Annotated in this window: 15 protein-coding genes and 1 tRNA gene; 6 read left to right on the top strand and 10 right to left on the bottom strand. The window is 53.7% G+C overall.

Annotated features, from left to right (window positions below; genetic code table 11):
- Positions 1–24: 24 nt before the first annotated feature.
- The 7 genes from rsfS to rplU form a co-directional block, all read right to left on the bottom strand.
- Positions 25–420 (bottom strand): ribosome silencing factor, encoded by a 396-nt coding sequence (gene rsfS, locus ACOOGA_RS05125; protein WP_417460587.1) that lies wholly within the window; start codon positions 418–420, stop codon positions 25–27.
- Positions 421–1065 (bottom strand): nicotinate (nicotinamide) nucleotide adenylyltransferase, encoded by a 645-nt coding sequence (gene nadD / locus ACOOGA_RS05120; protein ID WP_420429816.1) that lies wholly within the window; start codon positions 1063–1065, stop codon positions 421–423.
- A gap of 2 nt (positions 1066–1067) precedes the next feature.
- Positions 1068–2333: a glutamate-5-semialdehyde dehydrogenase gene (locus tag ACOOGA_RS05115; RefSeq protein ID WP_420429814.1), complete on the bottom strand. Its 1266-nt coding sequence runs from the start codon at positions 2331–2333 to the stop codon at positions 1068–1070.
- Positions 2334–2342: 9 nt separating this feature from the next.
- Positions 2343–3476 carry a glutamate 5-kinase gene (gene proB, locus ACOOGA_RS05110; protein ID WP_420429812.1) on the bottom strand — a complete coding sequence of 378 codons (1134 nt, stop codon included), beginning with the start codon at positions 3474–3476 and terminating at the stop codon, positions 2343–2345.
- A gap of 11 nt (positions 3477–3487) precedes the next feature.
- On the bottom strand, positions 3488–4561 hold the full coding sequence (gene obgE / locus ACOOGA_RS05105) for a GTPase ObgE (RefSeq protein ID WP_420429811.1): 1074 nt from the start codon (positions 4559–4561) through the stop codon (positions 3488–3490).
- Between the two features lie 179 nt (positions 4562–4740).
- Positions 4741–4992, bottom strand: coding sequence for a 50S ribosomal protein L27 (rpmA, locus tag ACOOGA_RS05100; RefSeq protein WP_417460582.1), 252 nt, complete (start codon positions 4990–4992; stop codon positions 4741–4743).
- A gap of 30 nt (positions 4993–5022) precedes the next feature.
- Positions 5023–5382, bottom strand: a complete 360-nt coding sequence (gene rplU / locus ACOOGA_RS05095; RefSeq protein WP_417460581.1) for a 50S ribosomal protein L21 — start codon at positions 5380–5382, stop codon at positions 5023–5025.
- A 281-nt stretch (positions 5383–5663) separates the two neighbouring features.
- Between rplU and ACOOGA_RS05090 the strand changes: the two genes are divergently transcribed.
- Positions 5664–6584: a carbon-nitrogen hydrolase family protein gene (locus ACOOGA_RS05090; protein ID WP_420429809.1), complete on the top strand. Its 921-nt coding sequence runs from the start codon at positions 5664–5666 to the stop codon at positions 6582–6584.
- A gap of 14 nt (positions 6585–6598) precedes the next feature.
- Here the strand turns inward: ACOOGA_RS05090 and ACOOGA_RS05085 are convergent, their stop codons facing one another.
- The gene (locus tag ACOOGA_RS05085; RefSeq protein ID WP_420429807.1) at positions 6599–7684 is read right to left on the bottom strand and encodes a dipeptidase; all 1086 of its coding nucleotides are present in this window, start codon (positions 7682–7684) and stop codon (positions 6599–6601) included.
- A gap of 125 nt (positions 7685–7809) precedes the next feature.
- Positions 7810–8787, bottom strand: a complete 978-nt coding sequence (locus ACOOGA_RS05080; protein WP_420429805.1) for an NAD(P)H-dependent flavin oxidoreductase — start codon at positions 8785–8787, stop codon at positions 7810–7812.
- A gap of 221 nt (positions 8788–9008) precedes the next feature.
- On the opposite strand from ACOOGA_RS05080, the gene ACOOGA_RS05075 reads away from it, so the two are divergent.
- From ACOOGA_RS05075 to ACOOGA_RS05055, 5 genes are all read left to right on the top strand, one after another.
- Positions 9009–10385 carry an HTTM domain-containing protein gene (locus tag ACOOGA_RS05075; protein WP_420429803.1) on the top strand — a complete coding sequence of 459 codons (1377 nt, stop codon included), beginning with the start codon at positions 9009–9011 and terminating at the stop codon, positions 10383–10385.
- Positions 10382–10792, top strand: a complete 411-nt coding sequence (locus ACOOGA_RS05070) for a thiol-disulfide oxidoreductase DCC family protein (protein WP_420429801.1) — start codon at positions 10382–10384, stop codon at positions 10790–10792. The genes ACOOGA_RS05075 and ACOOGA_RS05070 overlap by 4 nt, the downstream gene beginning before the upstream one ends.
- 76 nt (positions 10793–10868) lie before the next feature.
- Positions 10869–10958, top strand: a tRNA-Ser gene (locus ACOOGA_RS05065).
- A gap of 280 nt (positions 10959–11238) precedes the next feature.
- A complete protein-coding gene (locus ACOOGA_RS05060) occupies positions 11239–11907 on the top strand; it encodes a hypothetical protein (RefSeq protein ID WP_420429799.1) in 669 nt (222 codons plus the stop codon).
- Between the two features lie 155 nt (positions 11908–12062).
- The gene (locus ACOOGA_RS05055; protein WP_420429797.1) at positions 12063–14198 is read left to right on the top strand and encodes an efflux RND transporter permease subunit; all 2136 of its coding nucleotides are present in this window, start codon (positions 12063–12065) and stop codon (positions 14196–14198) included.
- Here the strand turns inward: ACOOGA_RS05055 and ACOOGA_RS05050 are convergent.
- On the bottom strand, positions 14195–14905 hold the full coding sequence (locus tag ACOOGA_RS05050; RefSeq protein WP_420429795.1) for a 3-keto-disaccharide hydrolase: 711 nt from the start codon (positions 14903–14905) through the stop codon (positions 14195–14197). The two genes, ACOOGA_RS05055 and ACOOGA_RS05050, sit on opposite strands and share 4 nt — an antisense overlap.
- Positions 14906–14913: the final 8 nt, after the last annotated feature.

The following is a 14913-nucleotide window of genomic DNA, read 5'->3' as shown; positions in this document are numbered from 1 at the left end:
GCAGCGCGCTTAATGCACCGGTGATTAGTTCACCGTTTCATTATCTTCAAGGGCAGTGCCCCACATCTTGTCCAGGTTATAGAAGCTGCGTACTTCCGGGCGGAAGATATGGATCACGACATCAGCCGCATCAATCAACACCCAGTCAGCTTGCTCAAGACCTTGTACAACAATGTCCTTGTGGCCAGCTTGCTTTAGCCCTTTGATGACATAATCAGCCAGCGCAGAAACCTGGCGCTGCGAACGACCGCTCGCAATGACCATATAATCAGCGATGCTGGATTTACCTGCCAAATTGATGGAAACGATTTCTTCTGCCTTGTTGTCGTCAAGGCAAGAAACTGCTGTTTTTAAGATGTCCTCAGCCGCGAGGGCCTGGAGAGGTTCAGTGACGCTATGCGTCTCCGATGATGCCTGCAACTAATTTTCCTTTCTCTCGATGCCAGACAGCCATTCTTCACCCAAAAGCTGTCGGGCCTGTGTGGCTGAGGCGGGATGACGTGGCATTGTCACAAACGCCCAAGCCGGTGATTGGGTAGTCTTAAGTCTTTGTGGTGTCGTGCGAAAACGCTGAAAACACCGCGCAAAAGGACTAGCTAACCCACTTAGAGCATACCCCGGACGGTCAAAAACCGCAATGGGAAGCGCCCTGGCGATCTCTCGCCAATGGCGCCACGTGTGGAAGCTCGCTAAATTATCTGCCCCCATAACCCAAATGAAGTTGGTAAAGGGCATTGCCTTCTTCAAGGCTAAAACTGTATCAGCGCTGTAGCGTGTGCCCAGCCGCTCTTCAATATCTGTTGCCATCATGCGGGGGTGATGGCGTGTAAGTTGCTCAACACTGTCAACCCGTTTTTTGAAAGCAGCCATGCTGTCATTGGTTTTTTGTGGGTTGCCGGGGCTTACTAAAAACCACACAGCATCGGCATGGAGCTGCCTGAGGCATTCGCGCGCCACACGCCTGTGGCCTTTATGTGCAGGGTTAAAGCTGCCGCCATAAAGCGCAATGGTACGCCCGCGCCACAGCGCAGCTTCCCGTATGAGCATATAGGGCAGGCCAGTCACGCTTACGGCCTGGTCTGGCCGCTGCCGCGAACCTGATATTTAAAGCTGGTCAGTTGCTCCAGGCCCACCGGCCCGCGCGCGTGAATTCGCCCGGTTGCAATGCCGATCTCTGCACCCATACCAAACTCGCCACCATCTGCGAACTGTGTGGACGCATTATGCATAACAATCGCGCTGTCCACCTCGTTCAGGAACTTGGTGGCGGCCGTCTCATCTTCGGTGATGATGCTTTCTGTGTGGCCGGAAGAATGCTCAGCTATATGAGCTATGGCGTCATTTACGCCATGCACAAAACGCGCGGATATGACGGTATCCAGATATTCGGTCTTCCAGTCTGCTTCCACAGCGGGTTTCACCCGGTCGTCGAGCGATTGCATCTTGCTGTCACCGCGCACCTCGCACCCGGCATCCAGAAGAGCGCCGACCACAAAAATAGCAATGGCTTCTGCTTTATCATCTATGAGGAGGGTTTCCGCAGCGCCACAAATACCGGTGCGCCGCATTTTGGCGTTCACGGTGATATCCAGCGCCTTTTGAGGGTCTGCCTCGCCGTCAACATAGACGTGGCATATGCCTTCAAGGTGGGCGAATACGGGTACCCGGCTTTCATTCTGCACACGTTCCACCAGTGACCGCCCGCCGCGGGGAACAATGATATCGATCACCCCCGTCATGGTGAGCATTTCACCGACAGCGGCGCGGTCACGCGTGGGAACCAGTTGAATTGCATCCTCAGGCAAGCCAGCTTCTGTTAAGCCGTGAGCTAGGCAGGCGTGAATAGCGCGGCTTGAGTTCAGGCTTTCACTACCGCCACGCAAAATAACGGCGTTCCCGGCTTTAAGGCATAAAGCGCCGGCATCTGCCGTGACATTAGGGCGGCTTTCATAGATCACACCAATAACGCCGAGTGGAACGCGGACCCGGGAGATGTTGAGCCCATTAGGGCGATCCCAACGCGCAATCACATCGCCAACCGGGTCTTTGAGGTCTGCGATGGCGTCAAGGCCATCGGCAATGGCACGGATGCGTTTTCTGTCAAGCAGCAGACGGTCAATCATGGCGTCAGAGAGGCCCTTTTCACCGGCAAAGGCTACGTCTTCTGCGTTGGCGACGAGGATTTCCTTAACGGTGTCTCGTATTTTTTTTGCGGCGCTGCGCAACGCCTTGTTCTTCGCATCAGTGCTGGCGAGCGCCAGCGACTTGGCGGCGGCTTTTGCGCGCTGGCCCATGTCAGCCATCATTTGGGGAATATTCTCCTGATCGGTCATGATGGTTTCCTAAAATAAGACGAGGTCGTCGCGGTGAATAAGGGCGGAACGACCAACATGCCCTAGCACTGCATGCGCATCCTGCATCTTCCTGCCTTGCATCAAGCTCGCGTGCTCGGAACTGTATGAGGTTAAGCCCTGGCCGACAAGATGCCCATCTGGCCCCATGAAGGCCACAAGATCACCACGGTCAAAACCGCCGTCCACCCCGGTAACACCAGCGGGTAACAAGCTGGCGCCGCCTTCAAGGGCTTGAACTGCACCGGCATCAATATGGATATATCCTTTTGGTGCCATCAGGGAGCGAATCCACTGCTTGCGCACCGTCAACGCGTCGGTGCTGGCAGGGAACAAGGTTGCGCGCTCACCAGCCTCGAGGCGCCCGAGGGGCGAGGGGGCGTGCCCGTTCATGATGATCATGGAGCAGCCACCAGCCAGCGCAATTTTCGCGGCTTTCAACTTGGTGATCATACCGCCGGTGCCGGGGGTAGTTTTGCTTGGCGGGCCTGCCATGGCCTCCACACCTGCATCAACATTTTCAACAACCTCCAGAAACCGTGCAGTGCTGTTACTTCTGGGGTCACTGTCATAAAGGCCGTCAATATCACTCAGCAAAATAAGGGTATCTGCGCCGGCCATCTGGGCAACCCGCGCCGCGAGTTGGTCGTTATCACCAAAACGTAGCTCTGCTGTTGCCACGGTGTCATTTTCATTGATGACAGGGACCACACCACGTGCGAGCAACTCCTCAACGGTGTTGCGTGCGTTCAGGTAGCTGGGGCGGTTTTCAAGATCATGGATCGTGAGCAGGATTTGCCCGATCACTGCGTTTTCGGACGCGAAAAGCGTCTGGTAGGCTTGCGCGAGCCGGATCTGGCCAACAGATGCAGCGGCTTGGGCTTCTTCAAGGCGCGTAGGGCGGCCCTTAAAGCCAAGGGGTTCAAGCCCCATGGCGACGGCACCCGAGGAGACGAGGATTACATCGCAGCCGCGCGCCTTCAGTTTCAGCACGTCTTTCGCGAGCGCCTCAAGCCAAGCTGTTCTCAGCGTGCCATCTTCACCGCTCACCAGAAGAGCTGAGCCGATCTTGATGACGAGGCGGTTAGCCTTCTCTATGAAGCTGAACGGCGTGGGCGCTGACATGAGCTTTGACCTTAAATGGGGGACCACTCACCGCCCGTGGACGAGCTGTCCTGGTCGGCACCAGCGGAGCCTTCTTCTTCGACCGCCCGGTTAGCCTGATCTTCCTTGACCACGTCCCAAAGGGCAGCCAGCACGTCCTTCACACCTTCTCTGGTTGCACCAGAAAGGGTCATCACCGGCTGGCCGGAGACATCCTGAAGGGCTAGGCGCTTCTCTTCCAGGTCTTCCGTTTCAACAGCATCAGATTTATTGAGACCAATGATCATGGGCTTGTCGACAAGCTCGCCGCCATATTGCTCAAGCTCACCCATAATGGTTTCATAAGCTTCAACAACGTCTTCCTGTGTACCGTCGATCAGGTGCAAGAGCACACCGCAGCGTTCAATGTGGCCAAGGAAGCGCGTACCAAGGCCAACGCCTTCGCTCGCACCTTCGATCAGGCCGGGAATGTCGGCCAGTACAAATTCATTTTCACCCATACCGACCACACCCAATTGGGGCGCGATGGTGGTGAAGGGATAGTCTGCGATTTTTGGTTTCGCACGCGAAACAACACTCAGGAATGTTGACTTGCCAGCGTTCGGCAGGCCCAGAAGGCCCGCGTCGGCGATAAGCTTCAGGCGAAATACAATGTTCATTTCTTCGGCTTCGCCACCGGGTGTGGTGCGGCGAGGGGCTTGATTGGTTGAAGATTTGAAGTGAGTATTTCCAAGCCCGCCGTGGCCGCCCTTGGCAAGCACGACCCGGTCTCCAACCTTGGTCAGGTCCGCGATCTGAAACTCCATGTCTTCATCGAAGACCTGTGTGCCCACCGGTACCTTGAGAACAAGATCCTGACCATTGGCACCGGTCATGTTTTTACCCATGCCGTGCTGGCCTTTTTGGGCCTTGTGGTGGCGCCTATAGCGATAGTCGACAAGGGTGTTGAGGCCAGATACGGCTTCAACCACGACATCGCCACCTTTACCGCCGTCGCCGCCGTTGGGGCCGCCGAACTCGACAAACTTTTCCCTACGGAAGGAAACACAGCCGTTCCCGCCTTTGCCGCTTTGGATATAGATTCTTGTCTGGTCTACAAATTTCATGGGCTTTTTTAACAGATCATCGTTAGTGCGGAAAGCGCCATGCGGCGGCGTTCCAGCAATATTTTCTTCAGCTATACATCACCGAATGGCATTTGGGGCCGGTGGGGCGTGTATCCGATACAGAAAAAGGCGGGCATGAAAGCCCGCCTTCCCCAAAACTTTAGGCGTGATACTGGTAATTAACCTTCAACAGAAACGAACGAACGTCCGCCTTTGCCTTTGGAGAATTTCACCTGGCCCTCAGTGAGTGCGAACAGGGTGTGGTCTTTGCCCATGCCTACGTTCTCACCCGGGTAAACCTTGGTGCCGCGCTGACGAACAATAATGTTGCCTGCAAGAACAGCTTCACCACCGAATTTTTTTACACCCAAACGGCGACCAGCACTGTCACGACCGTTACGGGAACTACCACCAGCTTTTTTATGAGCCATTAGAGTACTCCTTTATCTTGTAAGGGCCGCTTATTCAGCCGCTGCTTCTGTCTTCTTAGGCGCTGCTTTCTTAGCTGCTGCACCAGCGATCTTCGTCACGCGTAGAACCGTAACTTCTTGGCGATGGCCTTTCTTACGGCGATAGTTGTGGCGGCGCTTCTTTTTGAAGACGATGATTTTTTTGTCTTTCTTTTGCTCAAGTACCTCGAAGGTAACTTTAGCGCCCTTTACGAGAGGCTCACCAACTTTGACGCCTTTGTCGTCGCCAACCATGAGAACTTCGTCGAGCACTACGTTTTTGCCAACTTCGCCATCAAGTTTTTCAACTTTGATAACGTCGCCTTCGGCAACACGGTATTGTTTACCGCCTGTCTTTACGACTGCGAACATAACTGTTCCTTTCTAATGCGCGCCGCAGACAACCGGGTGGACCTAACCCTTTGAAACGTCCCACACTTTGGGCGGTTTCCGCTGGCTTTTTTTCAAAGCAAAAGTAACGGCATGAACCATAGGCCTGCCGCCAACTCGCGCGCAATATACGTATATGGGCCGCAGAGTCAATAAAATATGCGGCGCCGAGGCGTTCAGGCTCGGCCAACCAAGCGTTGTTTGTTTGGCAAAATGATCGCCGGGCGATACAGATGGAACCCTGAGCGTTGGAGGAAAGATAGATGAACATGGTTGTGGGCGCAGTCGTGCAGGCGGGAACACCGCTGTTTGACAAGGAAAAGACGTTCCAGAAACTGGGGGATCTGGTCAGCGACGCTGCGGGCAGGGGCGCGAAGCTGGTGGTATTGCCGGAGGCATTTGTTGGTGGTTATCCCAAAGGGCTGGATTTCGGTGTGCGTCTTGGCTCGCGCAGCGATGAAGGCCGCGACATGTTCCAGCGCTATGCGGAGCAGGCCATCACGGTGCCTGGGCCTGATGTAGACGTCATTGGCAAGATGGCGGCTGCAGCAGGGGTTTATCTGGTGGTCGGTGTGGTGGAGCGGGACGGCGGCACGCTCTATTGTTCATCACTTTACTTCAGCCCGACAGGCGCGCTTATCGGAAAACACCGGAAGCTGATGCCCACGGCGCTTGAGCGCGTGGTATGGGGCTTTGGTGATGGCTCTACCTTAGCGGCACCGGTGACGGACATCGGGACACTCGGCGGTGCCATATGCTGGGAGAACTATATGCCGCAACTGCGGCTGGCCATGTACAGTAAAGGTGTTGAATTTTATTGTGCGCCAACTGTTGACGACCGCACGGTATGGTTGCCGACTATGCAGACTGTCGCGCTTGAAGGGCGCTGTTTTGTATTGAGCGCGTGCCAGTATCTTGTTCGCGGTGATGGCCCGGCTGACTACCACCCCATACAAGGTGATGATCAGGATACAGTGCTGATCTCGGGCGGCAGTTGCATCATTTCCCCAATGGGGGAAGTGCTCGCGGCCCCGGTCTTTGGCCGGGAGGTTATCCAGCTTGCGGATATGGACCGATCAGCCATCATTCGCGGCAAGTATGACCTTGACGTGGTGGGGCACTATGCACGCCCTGATATCTTCCGCCTGTCAGTGAATGAAAAACCGCTGAAGGTGGTGGAGTAATTTGCTTCAGGATATTAGCCAAGCGTTTCTCTGAATAGGCGCATCCAGTTCAAGCCCAACAGTTTTTCCATGTCGCCAGTGGTGTAGCCGTGGCGGTCAAGAACAGGCAACAGGTTGCGGAAACGGTCAGGGCCATCAAGTTCGGGAATCCACGAAGGCCATTGCACGTCATACACGGGCTTGAAGCTTTCAAGGCGCGGCTCGTACCAGTTCTCGCGCGTGGCCCAGCTTGCAATCCCCCGCACCGGGAAATCTGTGGCCAAGCCAACATGGTCAATACCCATAACCTTCACGGCGTGGTCGATATGATCGACGTATGTCTCGATCGTAGTTTCAACGCCGGGTTTTTTGCCGAGGAAATATCCAAGCGCTGCAATGCCGGCAACACCGCCTTTGTCAGCAAGGGCTTTAAGAGCCGCATCTTCCTTGGCGCGGGGGTGTCCGGGCCGCAGGCTCTCACACATGGTGTGGGTGAAAGCAATTGGCTTGTCCGAGAAATGGATGGCGTCCATTGTCGTTTGTTTGCCTGAGTGGGATACATCAACAATAATGCCAAGCTTGTTCATGCGCTCGACCACTTCGAGGCCGAAGTCAGACAAACCCGCGTTTGTACGCTCGGTGCTGCCGTCCCCCACTAGGTTACGGCTGTTGTAGGTAAGTTGGAAACAGCGCATGCCCATTTCATAAAGCACATCGATATTGTCAGTGTCGCCTTCCAGCATGGTCGAGTTCTGGAAATTCAGCATCACCGCCATACGGCCAGTTTTTTTGGCAGTCAGGAAGTCATCCGCCTTGAGCGCGAGCAGGAAACGATTGGGTTCTTCCTCCACCCGGCGGTGCCATTCCAGCAGCTCATCGAGTGCCACTTTGAGCGAGCGACGGTTGAGGCTCGTGATAATACCGGTATAGCCTGATTGATCGACCGCTTTATATTCTTCTTCGTCCCACTTGCGACCGAATGAGAGTGTATCGATCACCAACGCACGGTCATACAGCGCCGTCAGGTCCGTGTCGCCGGCTGCGAACAGCGGTGAACTGAGCCCGGCAGTTGCAGTAGCCGCCGCTGCTGTGGTGATAAAATCGCGTCTGCTAAGTTTCATGCCAGCCCCCTTTCTATCGGTAATTTCCAGTTAGTTTAGGCGAGGGAAGCGCCTGATATCAATGACATAAAAAAGGGTGGCCAATAGCCACCCTTTGCAGACCCCATGTTCGGGAGGTGCCGCTTTTATTCGGCGGCCTTGGCAAAGCCCGCTATGCGGTCTTTTGCTGCGAAATACTCGCGGGCCAATCGGTCCACCATGGTTGCCGCGGGCACAATCTCTTTCACCGCGCCAATACCTTGCCCACAGCCCCAGATATCTTTCCAGGCTTTCTTGGCTGAGTTGCCGCCGGAGCCAAAGTCCATCTTGGTGGGGTCGCTTTCCGGCAGGTTTTTGGGGTCAAGCCCTGCGGCTTCAATCGATGGCGCAAGATAGTTGCCGTGCACACCGGTGAAAAGGTTGGTGTAGACGATATCTTCCGCGCCGTTATCTACAATCGCCTGTTTGTAGCGCTCATCTGCGTTGGCTTCATCGGTTGCGATGAAAGCTGAGCCGATATAGGCAAAGTCTGCGCCCATGGCTTCAGCGGCGAGCACAGCATCGCCCGAGCCGATTGAACCGGAAAGCGCGATCGGGCCGTCAAACCACTCGCGAAGTTCCTGTATCAGTGCGAACGGTGACAGCGTGCCCGCGTGCCCACCAGCGCCTGCGGCAACAGCGATCAGGCCGTCGGCACCCTTCTCAATTGCCTTGCGTGCAAAACGATTGTTGATGATGTCGTGCATGACAATGCCGCCATAGGAATGCGCAGCGTCGTTTACTTCTTTCACTGCCCCAAGTGATGTGATCATCATTGGCACCTTGTATTTCACGCACATTTCTACGTCGTGCATCAGGCGCTCATTGGATTTATGGACGATCTGGTTCACAGCAAACGGGGCGGCTGGCTTGTCAGGGTTCGCCTGATTATAGGCATCCAGCTCTTCAGTAATGCGCTTCAGCCATTCCTCAAGAACATGGGCGGGGCGAGCGTTGAGTGCGGGGAATGAGCCAACAATGCCAGCCTTACACTGTGCGATGACCAAGTCCGGGTTCGAAATAATGAAGAGCGGTGAGCCGATGACCGGAATCCGCAATTTAGAAAGTTGTTGGGGTATCGCCATGTCTGCCAATCCTGATTGGTGTCACTGTTATCTGTTTGAAGTGACGGTAGGGTGAAAGCCTCTGCCGTCAAATTCCAGTATTTATTTCATAAGGAGGAGGATAGTTTATTGGACTGTATAGTCCAGTAAATAATGAAGCTCGCGCGCTTGGCAACAAGATGGGAGGCGTGCTACTCAAATATGGTTAGTCGCCTATAGGGGCAAGGCAAAGGTCGTCCGTTATGTGGTCACGCATTGAGGAGCGCTTCTTCAAGCCGGTAGACGGCGCATCGCTGGCGGTGTTTCGTATGCTGTTTGGCGCGGTCATCTTCTATGAAGCATGGCGCTATGACAGCAGGTATTGGGTGGAAGCCAAGTTTCTGTTTCCGTCATTCCGGTTCAGCTATCACGGGTTTGACTGGGTCGAGCCTTTACCCCCTTTTGCCATGGTGTGGGTTACCAAGCTTCTTGCTGTTTTTGCATTTCTGGTGATGGTCGGGCTTTTTTACCGGGTAGCCATTGTTGGGCTCTTTACTGTGTTCAGCTATATTTTCCTGCTCGACAAAGCTCAGTATCTCAACCATTTCTATTTCACCATATTGCTAGCCTTTCTGCTGATTTTTGTACCAGCCAACAGATTGTGGTCGCTGGATCGTATGCGCTCTGACAATCAGGGGGCTGACTATGTACCTGCATGGTCGATGTGGTTGATGCGCGGGCAGATGGAAGTGATGCTCATATGGGCGGGTATCGTGAAGCTGAACGCAGACTGGCTCGCCGGCTTGCCGCTTCATGACTGGTTATCCAGTTCTGCAGATGACTTCCCTGACTTTATCGCGACCTTCTTCCTTGATGCCGACTTTGGCGTTTTTGCAGCGTGGGCGGTTGCTATACTGCATGTTGTCGGAGCGCCGCTTCTTCTGGTGCCGCGCCTGAGGCTTGTTGTGTTTGCCGTCTATGCAGTCTTCCACGTGTTTAATCATTTCCTCTGGCATATCGGCATATTCCCCTGGCTAACGATTGCGGGTACGCTTCTTTTCCTTGATGTTTCCTGGCCGCGACGGGTGTTGGCTGGTTTTAGTGAGATCAAAGCTATTGAGCCTCGGGCACAATCTTTTAAACCTAACAGCGCCATCGCCTTGCTGGTGGTCGTATGGCTTGCGTTTCAGACAGCGTTGCCGCTCAGGCCATATTTATATGAAGGCAACGTTGCGTGGAACGAGCAGGGACACCGCTTCTCCTGGCGTATGAAGCTGCGCGACAAGGAAGGCTCCATCACATTTAAGGTGGTAGACCCGGACAGCGGCAAAAGCTGGCCTGTTGATACACGCGAGTTTCTGACCTACCGACAGGTGCGCAAGATGGTGGCACGGCCAGACATGATCCTTGAGTTCGCCCATCATCTGCGGGACCACTGGAAGCGGGTTTATGCGATCCGTTCGCCACAAGTTTTTGTACGCTCGTTTGTGTCTGTTAACGACCGGCCCTTTGAACGCTTTATCGATGAGAGAACCGACCTCGCAGCAGTAGAGCGGACATTTTTAAAGCAGGATGACTGGATCAGGCCCTTCTCTGAAGATCATCAGCAAAAGATTGTGCGGGATGAGGGCAGCCAATGAGCGATAACCCGGTGATGCTTTATGACGGCGTTTGTGACCTCTGTAACCGAAGCGTTCGTTTCGTGCTGAAGCGGGATAAGGCGCATCGGTTTCGCTTCGCTTCCCTGCAATCAAAGGAAGCGCAAGCCATGCTCGCTGCACATGGTGTAACGATCGAGATGGACACCATCTATCTGATTATGGAAGGCAAACTATATGATCGTTCTTCCGCTGCACTTCGTATCATGGCAAAGCTGTCGGCGCTCTGGCCGGTGATGGTGGTGTTTCTGATCATACCAAAACCTGTGCGGGATTGGGTTTATAACAAAGTGGGCCAGAACAGGTATCGGTTTTTTGGTCGAACCGATAGTTGCCAGTTGCCCGATAAAGACGTGCGGCAATATTTCCTCGATATCGACCAAGATTAGCGCTTGAACGCCAATTGGGCTTGGAGTAGGGTGCGCGCCGCTGCCGCACCCCGCTTGTGCGGTTATGCCCCGATGCGGAGAGATGCCAGAGCGGTCGAATGGGGCGGTCTCGAAAACCGTTGTGCGTGCAAGCGTACCGAGGGTTCGAATCCCTCTCTCTCCGCCATTTTATTCGGTCAATGCCTATACTCCGCATCGTGCACGCAGTTCTGTCCTGTGGCCACTGAAAATGAACCAAATACCGCGGTTTTGCCGTCAAATTTCCCTTTTCTCGCCATGATTGAAGCGGTGGTCTGTGATTCTCTCTAAATCTTTATAATTCCTTTGTATTCAATGGGTTGCATTAGCATCGAAACCTGACGCAGGCGTTGGTAGCAAGAAGGTGTAGCGCTGGTCCGGACCCAAAACAGAAGCGGGTCGGCCACACTCAACAAAGGAGAGAGAGAATGCTTATTAAATCAACAACTGCGCTTGTAACCGCTGGTTTCATGTTGGCTGTTTCTTCTGTGGCGTCGGCTGACGACCAGAGCAAAGAATATGCTAGCATCGCACAACTGCCTGAAGCGGGTTCTGTAACCCTTACAGGTACCGTTGAGGGTATTTCCAGCAACAAGGAATTCACCCTTCGTGATGCGAGCGGCAAAACGATCGAGATCGATTCCAAGTTCCAGCTTACCCTTCATGAAGGTGACCGCGTCAAAGTGGTTGGTGTTCTTGATGACAAAGCCTTGGGTCTTGGCAAAGAGATCGACGCCACAAGCGTAACCGTGATTGACGCGGCTGATGAGGCAGCCCGCCCAGAGCCACAGGATGCTGAGGACCCAGCTCCAACCGAGCCTTCTGTTAAAGGCGGCGCTGGTGACGACGAGATGAAAAAAGTCGACGCTCTGCCAGATGAGGGCCCTGTAACAATCACAGGTACCATTGAATCGGTAGCTGATGACAAGATGTCCTTCACGCTAAAAGGTGAAAGCGGCGAGACGATCGACGTGCACACCAAAGAAGCTGTAACCGTTACTGCGGGCCAGAAGGTCAAGGTAACTGGTGTTATGGACAGTGAAGTTGCAGGCCTTGGTGAGCAGATCGTATCTGCCAAGGTAGTGATGGTTAGCTAATCCAAGGAAGCTATTAGGCTGTACCAGAGGTGCCGGAGAGTGGTGAAAGCTGCTCTCCGGCATTTCTATTGAGGAAGAGAAGCCCGTTGAGCCACTGAAATATTTTACAGCAACGCCATATTGTGGATGATGGAGATAACCGATAGGGGGCTCATATGGCGTTATCAGCGCAGGGTGGCGGTAAATCTAACGCGGCTTATAAAATCATTGCACCATTGTTTCTGGCTCTTATTACTGCCTTCTTTTTCTTCAAGGTGGATCTGGAACCTAAAATCACGCCGGATTTTTTCTTCTCGTCTGATAGTGAGATTTTCCAGAAAAACCAGAAAATCGTGGATGAGTTTCCCTCCCAGCAGCAGATACTTCTTAATGTGACGACAGCGGGTAGCTTTGAAGACCCCAACTTTATCGAGAAGATCGATACGCTAACCAAACGTATCCAGCAGGTGGAGGGCGTGACAGATGTTCAGAGCATCACCAACGGTCCTGACGACCTTGAAGCTGCGCGGGAAAACCCGCTATGGCGACGATTGCTGATCGGTAATGACGACAAATCCAGCTTTATTATTGCGTTTATTGATACCGATTCTTTTACCGAATTAGTGGAAAGCATCGAGACCATTGTGGGGCAAGAAGAAAACAAATGGTTCGCCATTCGCATTTCGGGTTTGCCCTATATCGTTGAGCAAATTCGCCGCAATCTCACATCGGATATGAAAACATTCTCCCTGGGCGCCATGCTGCTCAGCGCGCTTGTATTGTTTGTGGTGTTTCGCTCCCCTCGTGTTGTGATTGGAGCCATAGCGACATGCATCGCGGCGGCGATGCTTACGCTGGCGGTGCAAAGTCTGTTTGGTATCCCCATCGGTATCCTAACGGCAAACTTGGGCGCCATTGTTTTTGTGCTGACCTTGTCTCATGTCATTTTCCTGACCTCAAACAGGCAAAACGACATGGGTGATGATGGGAACGCCCCTTTGATGAAAACGGTGGCACACACCTTCCCTGCTTCGACGTGGGCGGCGCTTACCACGTTTCTTGGTTTTGCCAGCCTGATCTTTGTTGATGCAAAACCGCTGAACCAGCTTGGTGTTGGTGGCACAGTGGGCACAGTATGCGCTCTGGTGTGTGCCTACGGTGTTTACCCGTATTTTTTAGCCCGAGCCAGGATCGCATCGTCATCAATGTCCAACACGGCCGGTGGTTTGTCGCTCGCCCTTCACAAACGGGCGCGAGTTTTTACGCTAGGTATGCTCGTGCTCGCTATCGGTTTGACGGCGGTTGGGTTGCCAAAGCTGAATACAGACCCAAGCCTGCTTTCGTATTTCAAGGAAGAGTCAGAGCTTCATAACGGCATCTATCATGTAGATGAAAATGGGGGCAGCAATCCGCTTCTTCTGGTGGTGCGCCGGGAAAATCTGGAGAAGCTGGATAACAGCGAATCCTACAAAAAGATGTGGGACCTGCAGCAAGCCTTGAGCGAACATGAGGCTGTAGGTTCCGTGATTTCACTACCCGTGATTATGGCGGAAGGAGACGAGCACTGGCTTGGCCAACTGCTGCCATGGAACCTGCTGCTCGATATATTGTCTAACCCTGACTATGGAGCCGTTGCAAAAAGCTTTGTGACCGAAGACCGTACTCACGCGTTGTTCATGCTGCGTATGCGAGAAAGCGGGCGCGAGCGAGACCGGCTTGAGATCATCAATGAAGTGGAGAAGATACCGGGCTCCCATGGTTTTGAGATCACGCTGACCGGGGGCACCTACTATCTGCAAGGCGAGCTGGCGGCCTCGGTAGCGAGAAGCATGACAACAGGAGTGGTGACACTTATCCTGATGTTTGGTGTGATCGCTTACATCGTGTCCGGCACACTGATGGTCTCATTTGCTGTCATGCTGTGTGCAGCCATAATTTCCGCGATCATTCTGGGTGGGCTTGGCGCGCTTGGTATGCCTGTTGATATTATCTCGTCTCCTGCCATCAATATCTGTTTGGGGCTCATTGTGGACGATATGATTCACATCACAGTCACCGCCAAGCGCACGCTCAAAGAAAAAGGTTTATCCTTCAGGGATTGGGCAGTGTGGAAAGCGGCGCTGGAGACCCAAAGCTGGCCGGCTCTTATATCAACACTCGCGATTATGATCGGTTTTTCCGTGTTTGCGCTGTCTGATTTCCCACCATCCCAGCGCTTTGGTGTTGAAATCGCTATTGGCGCCGGGATTGCGGTTCTTCTGGCCTTGATTGTCTTTCCCTATATCGCGTCGCGCGGCGGGAAGAAGGCCTAAGGCAGTGGTTTGATCTTGATGTTGCGGAACGCGATTTTGTCGCCGTGATCCTGCAGGGCAATATGACCACTGCGCGCGGTAGCGAAATGTTTCATCACATCTGCGTTGGGACCATCAGGTGAGAATTTTGATGCAGAAACCCGGTTTTTAAAGTCATCGGAATCCATATCGTAGGACACGACCTTTACGTCGTTGAGCCAATGTTCAATATACCCGCCGTTTACCACAAGTCTGCTGGTGTTCCAGCTTTCCGCTGGATGGCTTACATCGGTTGTGGGTGCATATAGTGCGAAGAGCGCGCCGGCTTGCTCGAGAGGGGACTCGTCCCTGTTGGCGTTGTCCAGCAATTGATACTCAGGCCCGGTCATATAGGCGTATGACGGTCCCTCTACAACGTTAAAGAAAATACCGCTGTTGCCGCCTTTGGATATCTTCCAGTCAATAGAAAGCTCAAAGTTGGTAAAGGTCGCGTCCGTGATAATGTCACCGGCCTTGCCGGGGTTGAAGGTGAGTGTTCCCCCGTCGGCGCGCCAATCCCCAGACAGGTCTTCATGCCCATAGTTGCGCCAGCCATCTGTGGTTTCTCCATCAAACAGCAATTGCCAACCTGCCGCTTCTTCAGCGGTGCTCAGGGTGTTCTCGTCACCGGCTAGCGCTGAGGTGGCCAGGGCTGACGCCATGAGAATGCTGGTAAGTATCTTTTTCATTGTTATGC

This window comes from Kordiimonas sp., from assembly GCF_965216265.1.
Classification (GTDB): Bacteria; Pseudomonadota; Alphaproteobacteria; order Sphingomonadales; family Kordiimonadaceae; genus Kordiimonas.
Note: the sequence above shows the minus strand (reverse complement) of the source record. Positions and strands in the feature narration are given on the sequence as shown.